The 10,064-nt window shown below is 71.6% G+C and carries 11 protein-coding genes and 1 pseudogene; 9 read left to right on the top strand and 3 right to left on the bottom strand.

What is annotated here, in order from left to right:
• Positions 1 to 216: SHOCT domain-containing protein (locus ACFW2E_RS03695; protein ID WP_384460804.1), on the top strand; the 216-nt coding region annotated here is incomplete at its 5' end.
• Between the two features lie 7 nt (positions 217 to 223).
• Here ACFW2E_RS03695 and ACFW2E_RS03690 read toward each other — a convergent pair.
• Positions 224 to 688: a MerR family transcriptional regulator gene (locus ACFW2E_RS03690; RefSeq protein ID WP_384460801.1), complete on the bottom strand. Its 465-nt coding sequence runs from the start codon at positions 686 to 688 to the stop codon at positions 224 to 226.
• Between the two features lie 196 nt (positions 689 to 884).
• Between ACFW2E_RS03690 and ACFW2E_RS03685 the strand changes: the two genes are divergently transcribed.
• Entirely contained in the window at positions 885 to 1,706 is an 822-nt protein-coding gene (locus ACFW2E_RS03685) for a serine hydrolase domain-containing protein (protein WP_384460798.1), read from the top strand.
• A gap of 122 nt (positions 1,707 to 1,828) precedes the next feature.
• On the opposite strand, the gene ACFW2E_RS03680 is transcribed toward ACFW2E_RS03685, so the two are convergent.
• Positions 1,829 to 2,482: a pirin family protein gene (locus ACFW2E_RS03680; protein WP_384460892.1), complete on the bottom strand. Its 654-nt coding sequence runs from the start codon at positions 2,480 to 2,482 to the stop codon at positions 1,829 to 1,831.
• Between the two features lie 72 nt (positions 2,483 to 2,554).
• On the opposite strand from ACFW2E_RS03680, the gene fasR reads away from it, so the two are divergent.
• The 5 genes from fasR to fabF all read left to right on the top strand — a co-directional run bounded on the left by fasR (position 2,555) and on the right by fabF (position 7,541).
• Positions 2,555 to 3,760, top strand: a complete 1,206-nt coding sequence (gene fasR, locus ACFW2E_RS03675; RefSeq protein ID WP_384460796.1) for a fatty acid biosynthesis transcriptional regulator FasR — start codon at positions 2,555 to 2,557, stop codon at positions 3,758 to 3,760.
• Between the two features lie 89 nt (positions 3,761 to 3,849).
• Positions 3,850 to 4,761, top strand: coding sequence for an ACP S-malonyltransferase (locus ACFW2E_RS03670; protein WP_384460793.1), 912 nt, complete (start codon positions 3,850 to 3,852; stop codon positions 4,759 to 4,761).
• Between the two features lie 22 nt (positions 4,762 to 4,783).
• On the top strand, positions 4,784 to 5,815 hold the full coding sequence (locus tag ACFW2E_RS03665) for a ketoacyl-ACP synthase III (protein WP_384460790.1): 1,032 nt from the start codon (positions 4,784 to 4,786) through the stop codon (positions 5,813 to 5,815).
• A gap of 107 nt (positions 5,816 to 5,922) precedes the next feature.
• Positions 5,923 to 6,171: an acyl carrier protein gene (locus ACFW2E_RS03660; RefSeq protein WP_015660680.1), complete on the top strand. Its 249-nt coding sequence runs from the start codon at positions 5,923 to 5,925 to the stop codon at positions 6,169 to 6,171.
• A gap of 107 nt (positions 6,172 to 6,278) precedes the next feature.
• A complete protein-coding gene (fabF, locus tag ACFW2E_RS03655; protein WP_384460786.1) occupies positions 6,279 to 7,541 on the top strand; it encodes a beta-ketoacyl-ACP synthase II in 1,263 nt (420 codons plus the stop codon).
• Between the two features lie 66 nt (positions 7,542 to 7,607).
• On the opposite strand, the gene ACFW2E_RS03650 is transcribed toward fabF, so the two are convergent.
• Complete coding sequence (locus tag ACFW2E_RS03650; protein WP_384460783.1) at positions 7,608 to 8,102, bottom strand: DUF3145 domain-containing protein; 495 nt, start codon at positions 8,100 to 8,102, stop codon at positions 7,608 to 7,610.
• Between the two features lie 255 nt (positions 8,103 to 8,357).
• Between ACFW2E_RS03650 and ACFW2E_RS03645 the strand changes: the two genes are divergently transcribed.
• A complete protein-coding gene (locus ACFW2E_RS03645) occupies positions 8,358 to 9,242 on the top strand; it encodes an SGNH/GDSL hydrolase family protein (protein ID WP_384460780.1) in 885 nt (294 codons plus the stop codon).
• Positions 9,243 to 9,252: 10 nt separating this feature from the next.
• Positions 9,253 to 10,059: pseudogene (locus ACFW2E_RS03640) on the top strand (aldose epimerase family protein); the annotation flags it as partial.
• Positions 10,060 to 10,064: the final 5 nt, after the last annotated feature.

Below are 10,064 nucleotides of genomic sequence, written 5' to 3'. Positions count from 1 at the left end.
GGATCGGCCCCCGACCCCGTGTCGCCCCCCTTCGCGGCGGCGTCCGGCGGGGCCGGCGGGGCGAGGGGCCCGGCGGCGGTCCCGGCCGCGGCGGGGCGCCGCGACCCGGCCGACATCGCCGAGCGCATCCGTCATCTCGGGGAACTGCACCGGGCCGGGCTGGTGACGGACGAGGAGTTCTCGGCCAAGAAGGCCGAGCTGCTGTCGGAGCTGTAGCCCGCCGCTAGGCGTTCCGTCCGTCCGCGTAGAAGCTGATCTTCCGGTCGAGTACCGCGAGGGTGTCCCGGAGTTCGGCGATCCGCGCCAGCACGTCCCTGCGGGTCGACTCCAGGAGCTCCTGCCGCTCGGGGTACGTGGTCTCGCCCTCGCGCACCAGCTCCGCGTACCGGACCATGTCCGCGACGGGCATGCCGGTCAGCCGCAGCTTGGTCACGAAGTCCAGCCAGTCGAGGTCGCGGTTGCTGTAGCGGCGCTGGCCGGTGTGCGAGCGGTCGATGTGGGACATCAGTCCGATCCGCTCGTACCAGCGCAGGGTGTGGGCGGTCAGCCCGGTGAAGGCGACGACCTCGCTGATCGTGTAGGTGTCCTGGCCGTCCGGACGCGGGTGCCGCCGGGGTGGGGCGGCGCAGATGTCCACGGGGGTCGGGGTTTGCTCGGTGGCCGCGGGCGAGGTCTGCATCACCGTCATGGTGCCCACGCTATGGCCTTCGAGTGCACTCCAAGCAAGCGGAACCCGGTAAGAAGTCGCTCCGCTCCTCGGCGCGACCGGCGCCGCGGGCGGGGCGTGCGTCCCGCGGGCCCCGGAGAAGCTGCCGACCGGTGGGGGGCACGGGGTGCGGGCCCCTCGGTGCGGGCGGGGGTGGGGGGCGCTTAGGCTCGACGGCATGTCGTTGAAGAGCCTCACGCTGATCGAGAACTGGCCCGTTCCCACCGCCGCGGCGGGTGTCGTACGGGCCGACGGCACGGTCCTGGGGACCCACGGTCCGGCCGGGCAGCGCTTCCCGCTGGCCTCGGTCACCAAGCCGCTCGCCGCCTACGCGGCGCTCGTCGCGTACGAGGAGGGGGCGGTCGAGCTCGACGAGCCCGCCGGGCCGGCCGGGTCGACGGTCCGTCATCTGCTCGCCCACACCTCCGGGTTGGCCTTCGACGAGCACCGGGCGACCGCGCCGCCCGGGGAGCGGCGGCTGTACTCCAACGCCGGGTTCGAGCAGCTCGGGGACCACATCGCCAAGGCGACGGACATCCCCTTCGCGGAGTACCTGCGGCTGGCGGTCCTGGAGCCGCTGGGCATGACCTCTACCTCGCTCGACGGCTCCCCCGCGAAGGACGGCGTCTCGACGGTGGACGACCTGCTGCGGTTCGCCGCCGAGGTCCAGGCGCCGCGGCTGCTGGATCCCCGTACGGTCGCGGACGCGATGACCGTGCAGTTCCCCGGGACCAAGGGCGTCCTGCCGGGGTACGGGCACCAGAACCCGAACGACTGGGGGCTGGGCTTCGAGATCCGGGACGCCAAGTCGCCGCACTGGACGGGCTCCTCGTCCTCCCCGCGGACCTTCGGGCACTTCGGCCAGTCCGGCACGTTCCTGTGGATCGACCCCGCGGCGGGCGCTGCGGGCGTCGCCCTGACCGACCGGGCCTTCGGGCCGTGGGCGGTCGAGGCGTGGCCGGTGTTCACCGACGCGGTGCTGGCGGAGCTGCGGGGCTGAGGTCCGGCGGTCGCGCCGCCCGGCACTGCCGGGTACCGCCGCGCCCACCCGTACCGCCTGCGGGCTCCCCCGCCCGAAGAGCCTGACGCAGACACGCCTGCCCCGGCCGGGCGGCCACACCGCTAGGCCGTCATCTCCCACATCAGCAGCTCGGCCTCCGCCGCGGCCAGCGCCTCCAGGTCCTTCGCCCCGGTGATCCGTGCCGAGTCCCCGGGTCCCAGCGCCTCCCCGTCCAGCCGGACCTCGCCCCGTACCACGTGCACGTACACGTACGCCGCGTCCGGCACCGCCGTGCGCTCCCCGGGCACCAGGCGCCGTACGTGGAGCATCGCGCCTGCCTCGGGGACGGCGTACGGGGTGGAGTCGGCGATGCCGCGGACGATCTCGTAACCGGGGTCGCCGCCGGGGTCCAGCGGGGCCAGCCACATCTGCACGAAGGTCAGGGGGACGTCCCCCTCGTTGCGTTCCACGTGACGGACGCCACCCGCCGAGCTCAGGCGCTGGACGTCTCCGGGCCGGACCCGCGTCTCGTGGCCCTGCGAGTCGCGGTGCGTCAGCTCACCCTCGACCACCCACGTGACGATCTCGGTGTGGCTGTGCGGGTGCTCGTCGAAGCCGGCCCCCGGGCCGAGCCGCTCCTCGTTGCAGGCGAACACCGCGCCGAAGCGCAGGTTGCCGGGGTCGTAGTGCGGGCCGAAGGAGAAGGCGTGGCGGGAGTCGATCCCGGCCTCGGGGTCCCCTCCGCGGTAGCGCTCCGCGGCGCGCCGTACGTCGATCACGGCACCACCGTAGACCTCGGGTGCGACCCGGCGGCGCAGGCTCCCGTCCGGATAAGGCAGTCTTGTCCCGTGCCCGAACCCGAATCCCGCAAACCCGAACACGCAACGCACGACGTCCACACGCACTCCGCGACCCTGAAGCGGCTGGAGAAGTCGTCCGGCAGTCTCGCCGCGCAGGCCATCGCGCGCATGGACGAGACCCTGCCGTGGTACCGGGCCATGCCTCCGGAGAACCGTTCCTGGATCGGGCTCGTGGCCCAGGCGGGTATCGCCGCCTTCACCGAGTGGTTCCGGCACCCGGACGCCCCGCAGGCCATCTCCACCGACGTCTTCGGGACCGCGCCGCGCGAGCTGACCAGGGCGATCACACTGCGCCAGACCGTGGAGATGGTGCGGACCACCATCGAGGTCATGGAGAGCGCGATCGACGAGGTCGCCGCTCCGGGCGACGAGGGTGTGCTGCGCGAGGCGCTGCTCGTGTACGCGCGGGAGATCGCCTTCGCGACCGCCCAGGTGTACGCCCAGGCCGCCGAGGCACGCGGTGCCTGGGACGCGCGGCTGGAGTCCCTGGTCGTCAACGCCGTGCTCAGCGGCGAGGCCGACGAGGGTGCCGTCAGCCGGGCCGCCGCCCTCGGGTGGAACTCGCCCGAGCACGTGTGCGTCGTGCTGGGGACCGCACCGGACGGTGACTCCGAACTCACGGTCGAGGCCATCCGCCGGGCCGCCCGGCACGCCAAGCTCCAGGTGCTCACCGGGGTGCTCGGGGACCGGCTCGTCGTCATCGCGGGCGGCAGCGACAATCCGATCGCCGTCGCCCGGTCGCTGATCGGGCCGTACGCCGCCGGACCGGTGGTCGCGGGGCCCGTCGTCCCCGATCTGCTGGCCGCGACCCGGTCCGCGCAGGCCGCCGCCGCGGGTCTGAAGGCCTGTTCCGCCTGGCAGGACGCGCCACGGCCGGTACTGGCGGACGATCTGCTGCCGGAGCGCGCCATCGCGGGCGATCCGAGCGCCCGCGAGCAGTTGGTGGAGGAGATCTACAGACCGCTGGAAGAGGCGGGGTCGGCGCTCCTGGAAACCTTGAGTGTTTATCTGGAGCAGGCGAGCAGCCTGGAGGGTGCGGCGCGAATGCTCTTCGTTCACCCGAACACCGTGCGCTACCGGCTCCGACGTGTGACTGACGTCACCGGGTGGTCGCCATCCGATGTACGATCCGCGTTCACGCTGCGGATCGCGCTGATCCTGGGACGTCTGGCCGATGGAGATCCCCAACCCTAGGATTTTGTCGGGGGCCCACAAAACCCCTTCGTGTTCTTCGTCCCTGTCCCCACGGGCGGCCCCGGCCGTCCCCAAGAGAGAGTGTGAGAGTGCTCGTACTCGTCGCTCCCGGCCAGGGCGCCCAGACGCCCGGCTTCCTGACTCCCTGGCTCGACCTCCCCGGTGCGGCCGATCGCGTCTCCGCATGGTCGGACGCCATCGGCCTGGACCTCGTCCACTACGGCACCCGGGCCGACGCCGACGCCATCCGTGACACCGCGGTGGCCCAGCCGCTGCTGGTGGCCGCCGGGATCCTGTCCGCCACGGCACTCGGTGACGTGCTCCCGGGCGCGGTCGCGGGCCACAGCGTGGGCGAGATCACCGCGGCCGCCTTCGCGGGCGTTCTGGGCGACACCGCCGCGCTGAGTCTCGTACGCAAGCGCGGTCTGGCCATGGCCGAGGCCGCGGCGATCACCGAGACCGGCATGTCGGCGCTCCTGGGCGGCGACCCCGAGGTGTCCGTCAAGCACCTGGAGAAGCTGGGTCTGACCCCGGCGAACATCAACGGGGCGGGCCAGATCGTCGCAGCGGGAACGCTGGAGCAGCTGGCCGCGCTGAACGAGGACAAGCCCGAGGGCGTCCGCAAGGTCGTCCCGCTCAAGGTCGCCGGCGCCTTCCACACGCACCACATGGCTCCCGCGGTCGAGGCGCTGGCCGAGGCTGCCTCCGCGCTCGTGCCCGCCGACCCGAAGGTCACCTACGTCTCCAACAAGGACGGCCGGACGGTCGACGGCGGCGCCGAGGTGCTCGAGCGCCTGGTCGGTCAGGTCGCCAACCCGGTCCGCTGGGATCTGTGCATGGAGACGTTCAAGGAGCTCGGCGTCACCGCGCTCGTCGAGGTGTGCCCCGGCGGCACGCTGACCGGCCTGGCCAAGCGCGCCCTGCCCGGCGTCAAGACGCTGGCCCTCAAGACCCCCGACGACCTCGATGCGGCCCGTGAGCTCATCTCCGAGCACGCCTGACGCCTAAGGAGCCGTACCGATCATGTCGAAGATCAAGCCCAGCAAGGGCGCCCCGTACGCGCGCATCCTCGGCGTCGGCGGCTACCGCCCGACCCGCGTGGTGCCCAACGAGGTGATCCTCGAGAAGATCGACTCGTCCGACGAGTGGATCCGTTCGCGCTCCGGCATCGAGACCCGGCACTGGGCCGGCCCGGAGGAGACCGTGGCCGCCATGGCCGTCGAGGCCTCCGGCAAGGCGATCGCCGACGCGGGCATCTCCGCCGAGCAGATCGGCGCCGTGGTCGTCTCGACCGTCTCGCACTTCAGCCAGACCCCGGCCGTCGCGACCGAGATCGCCGACAAGCTGGGCACGGACAAGGCAGCCGCCTTCGACATCTCGGCGGGCTGCGCCGGCTTCGGCTACGGACTGACCCTGGCCAAGGGCATGATCGTCGAGGGCTCGGCCGAGCACGTGCTCGTCATCGGTGTCGAGCGGCTGTCCGACCTGACCGACCTGGAGGACCGCGCGACGGCCTTCCTGTTCGGCGACGGTGCCGGTGCGGTCGTGGTCGGCCCCTCGCAGGAACCGGCGATCGGCCCGACCGTCTGGGGCTCCGAAGGCGACAAGTCCGAGACCATCAAGCAGACCGTCCCGTGGGACCGCTTCCGGATCGGCGACCTGGCCGAGCTGCCCCTGGACAGCGAGGGCAACGTCAAGTTCCCCGCGATCACGCAGGAGGGCCAGGCGGTCTTCCGCTGGGCCGTGTTCGAGATGGCGAAGGTCGCGCAGCAGGCGCTGGACGCCGCCGGGATCACCTCGGACGACCTGGACGTCTTCATCCCGCACCAGGCCAACGTGCGGATCATCGACTCGATGGTGAAGACCCTCAAGCTGCCGGAGCACGTCACGGTCGCCCGCGACATCCGCACCACCGGCAACACCTCGGCCGCCTCGATCCCGCTCGCGATGGAGCGGCTCCTGGCGACCGGCGAGGCGAAGAGCGGCGACACCGCGCTCGTCATCGGATTCGGGGCGGGTCTCGTCTACGCCGCCACGGTCGTTACCCTCCCCTAGGCACTCCGTGCCGGATCATGCGATCCGGTGCGGGAACCGCAAAATACCTGCCGCCGACGCGGCGGGCGCCAGAAACCCGTCTGGATATCGAAGAAGGAGCGCCTGACATGGCCGCCACTCAGGAAGAGATCGTCGCCGGTCTCGCCGACATCGTGAACGAGATCGCCGGCATCCCGGTTGAGGACGTCCAGCTGGACAAGTCCTTCACCGACGACCTGGACGTCGACTCGCTGTCCATGGTCGAGGTCGTCGTCGCCGCCGAAGAGCGCTTCGACGTCAAGATCCCGGACGAGGACGTCAAGAACCTGAAGACCGTCGGTGACGCCACCGACTACATCCTCAAGCACCAGGCCTGAGCCACCACTTAGGCCCGAGGCTGCAAGGCCCCGCCACCCGGCGGTGGCGCCGTAGTCCCCGCTGACGCGGGGGTAGCCCTCCCGTATCCGTTGGAGAAAGAATTCCCGTGAGCCCGACCAATCGCACCGTGGTCGTCACCGGTATCGGCGCAACCACACCGCTGGGTGGCGACGCAGCATCGTTCTGGGAGGCCCTGATCGCCGGCAAGTCCGGCGTCCGCCTCCTGGAGCAGGACTGGGCGGCCGAACTGCCGGTCCGTATCGCCGCGCAGATCGCCGTCGAACCGGGCGAGATCCTCCCCCGCCCGCAGGCCCGCAAGCTGGACCGGTCCGCGCAGTTCGCGCTGATCGCGGCGCAGGAGGCCTGGAAGGACGCCGGTTTCACCGCCAAGGCCGGTGAGGACGCGTCCGTGAACCCCGACCGGCTGGGCGCGGTCATCGCCTCCGGCATCGGCGGCGTGACGACGCTCCTCGACCAGTACGACGTCCTGAAGGACAAGGGCGTCCGCCGGGTCTCCCCGCACACCGTGCCGATGCTGATGCCCAACTCCCCGGCGGCCAACGTCGGCATCGAGCTGGGTGCCCGTGCCGGTGTGCACACCCCCGTCTCGGCCTGCGCCTCCGGCGCCGAGGCCATCGGCTACGCGATCGAGATGATCCGCACCGGCCGCGCCGACGTCGTCGTCGCGGGCGGCACCGAGGCGGCCATCCACCCCCTGCCGATCGTCGCGTTCGGCAACATGATGGCGATGTCCAAGAACAACGACGACCCGCAGGGCGCGTCCCGTCCCTACGACTCCGGCCGCGACGGCTTCGTGATGGGCGAGGGCGCCGGCGTGATCGTGCTGGAGTCCGAGGAGCACGCGAAGGCCCGCGGTGCCCGGATCTACGTCGAGGCCGTCGGCCAGGGCATCTCGTCCGACGGTCACCACATCACGCAGCCCGAGCCGTCCGGCAACGGCATCGCGCACGCGCTGCAGAACCTGCTCGACAACACCGACCTCAAGCCGGCCGAGATCGTGCACGTGAACGCGCACGCGACTTCGACCCCGCAGGGCGACGTCGCCGAGATCAAGGCCCTGCGCAAGGTGTTCGGCGACGACGTCGACCACATGGCGATCTCCGCCACCAAGTCGATGACCGGCCACCTGCTCGGCGGTGCCGGCGGCATCGAGACCGTGGCGTCGATCCTCGCCCTGGCCAACCGTGTCGCGCCGCCGACCATCAACATCGACGAGCTCGACGCGGAGGTCAACGCGGACGTGGTCCGCGGCGAGCCGCGTCAGCTGCCCGAGGGCCGTATCGCCGCGCTGAACGACTCGTTCGGCTTCGGCGGGCACAACGTGGTGCTGGCCTTCCGGACGATTTGAGAAGCGCCCGCAGGCATGTGAAGGGGCCTCCACCGGCCGGTGGAGGCCCCTTCGCGTGCGCTCGTCTCAGACGACCTGGTGCAGCCAGCGCACCGGGGCGCCCTCTCCCGCGTACCGGAACGGCTCCAGTTCGTCGTCCCAGGGCTTCCCCAGGAGCTTGGACAGCTCCGCCTCCAGATCCGTCTCACCGCGCCGGCTGCGGACCAGGGCCGCGCGCAGCCGGTCCTCGGGGATGAGGATGTCACCGTGTATGCCGGTGACGGCATGGAAGATGCCCAGGTCGGGGGTGCAGCTGTAGCGCTCGCCCTCGGCGGTGGGGCAAGGCTCGGCGGTGACCTCGAACCTGAGGAGGTGCCAGCCGCGCAGCGCGGACGCCAGCTTGGAGGCGGTACCGGCCTCGCCCTGCCAGGAGAACTCCGAACGCCAGGTGCCGGGTGCCGCGGGCTGCCGGATCCAGTCGAGGTTGACGCGTGTGCCGAGCACCCCGGCGACGGCCCATTCGACGTGCGGGCACAGCGCGCGCGGCGCGGAGTGCACGTACAGAACTCCACGTGTCGTCACCGGAACCTCCGGGCAGAGCGGGACATCTTGCTGACTGGCGGGCGGCAGTGGCGCGACGGCCGCGTTGATGGCGAGGCTACCGTGCGGCGGCGCAAGGAGTGTGACGTACCGTCGGTCCCGGTGCCAGGAAACTCCGCCATTCACCCAGGGGGACGCTTGTACGGGTGTGAGCCGTTGCATGCCGCCCGCCGGGAACCCTGGCGCGTTGTTATGGGTTGGGGACCATGACGGCACGAAAAGGGGATGGACCAGGGCATGCGAAACCGACGACGGCGGTCACGGGCCGTCCTCACCGTCGTGCTGGCGGCCGTCCTGGGTGCCGCCGGCTGCGACGCCGTGGGTGACAGCTCCCCCGCGCCGGGCGTCACCAAGGCCCGGGCCGCCTCGGTGTGGGACCGCAGTCCGTCCTCGATCGCCGCCGTCGGCGACTCCATCACCCGGGGCTTCGACGCGTGCGCGGTGCTGTCCGACTGCCCCGAGGTGTCCTGGGCGACCGGCACCAGCGCCCAGGTCGACAGCCTGGCGGTGCGGCTGCTGGGGCGGACGAAGGCGGCCGAGAACAGCTGGAACTACGCGGTGACCGGGGCCCGGATGGCCGACCTGCCGGACCAGATCGCGCAGGCGGCCACCCGCAGGCCCCAGTTGGTCACGGTGATGGCGGGGGCCAACGACGCCTGCCGGGCCAGGGCCTCGGCGATGACCTCGGTGGCCGACTTCCGCGCACAGTTCGAGGAGGCGATGAGCACGCTGCGCGAGTCGCTGCCGAAGGCACAGGTGTACGTGGCGAGCGTGCCGAACCTGAAGCGGCTGTGGTCGCAGGGCCGCACGAACCCGCTGGGCAAGCAGGTGTGGAAGCTCGGCATCTGTCCGTCGATGCTGGGCGACGCGGACGATCTGGCCGCGGCGGCCACCATGCGCCGGGACAAGGTGCAGCGGCGGGTGGAGGCGTACAACAAGGCGCTGGAGGAGGTCTGCGCGAAGGACCGCCGGTGCCGCTTCGACGGAGGCGCGGTGTTCGACTACCAGTTCGGCACCGATCAGCTGAGCCACTGGGACTGGTTCCATCCGAGCCCGGACGGGCAGGCGCGGCTCGCCGCCATCGCGTACCGGAGAGTCACGGCCGACGAACCCGTGGCCTAGGGTTTCCCACATGAGTGAACTTTTCGGCGCACTTTCCGACGGCACCCCGGTCCACCGCTGGACGCTGGAGCGTGCCGGGGTGCGGGTGCGGGTCCTGACGTACGGCGGGATCGTGCAGTCCGTCGAGGTCCCGGACCGCGACGGGCGGGCGGCGGACGTCGTGCTGGGGTTCGCCGGTCTCGACGGCTATCTGGCGCACCCGGAGCCGTTCCTCGGCGCCCTGGTCGGCCGGTACGCGAACCGGATCGCGCGGGCCCGCTTCCCGCTGGACGGCCTCACGTACGCCCTGCCTCCGAACGACGGACGCAACTCCCTGCACGGTGGCCCGCACGGCTTCGACAAGCGTGTCTGGGACGCGCAGGGGGTGGGACACGGTGTGCGGCTCAGCCGCGTCAGCCCGCACGGAGAGCAGGGCTTCCCCGGCCGGCTGGAGGTCTCGGCGACGTACACGCTCGACGAGTCCGGCGCGCTGCGGATCGCCTACGAGGCGCAGACGGACGCTCCGACCCTGGTCAACCTGACCAACCACAGCTACTTCAACCTGAGCGGCTCGGGCAGCGCCGGCGGCCACGAACTCCGACTCGCCGCCTCCCGGTTCACGCCGGTCGACGAGGAACTGATCCCGACCGGTGAGCTGCGGGACGTGACGGACTCCCGCTTCGACTTCCGCACGGCCCGCAAGGTCGGGTCCGGCTACGACCACAACTTCGTCCTCGACAAGGGGGAGACGGAGGCGCCCGGGGAGGCCGCCGAGCTGTACGACCCGGCGTCCGGGCGGCTGCTGACGATCGCGTCCACCGAGCCCGGCATCCAGGTCTAGAC

Origin of the sequence: Streptomyces sp. NPDC058964, assembly GCF_042741275.1 — a bacterium.
In the GTDB taxonomy this organism is placed as follows: domain Bacteria; phylum Actinomycetota; class Actinomycetes; order Streptomycetales; family Streptomycetaceae; genus Streptomyces.
The sequence above is the reverse complement of the archived record's forward strand: the minus strand, read 5'-3'. Positions and strand labels throughout refer to the sequence as shown.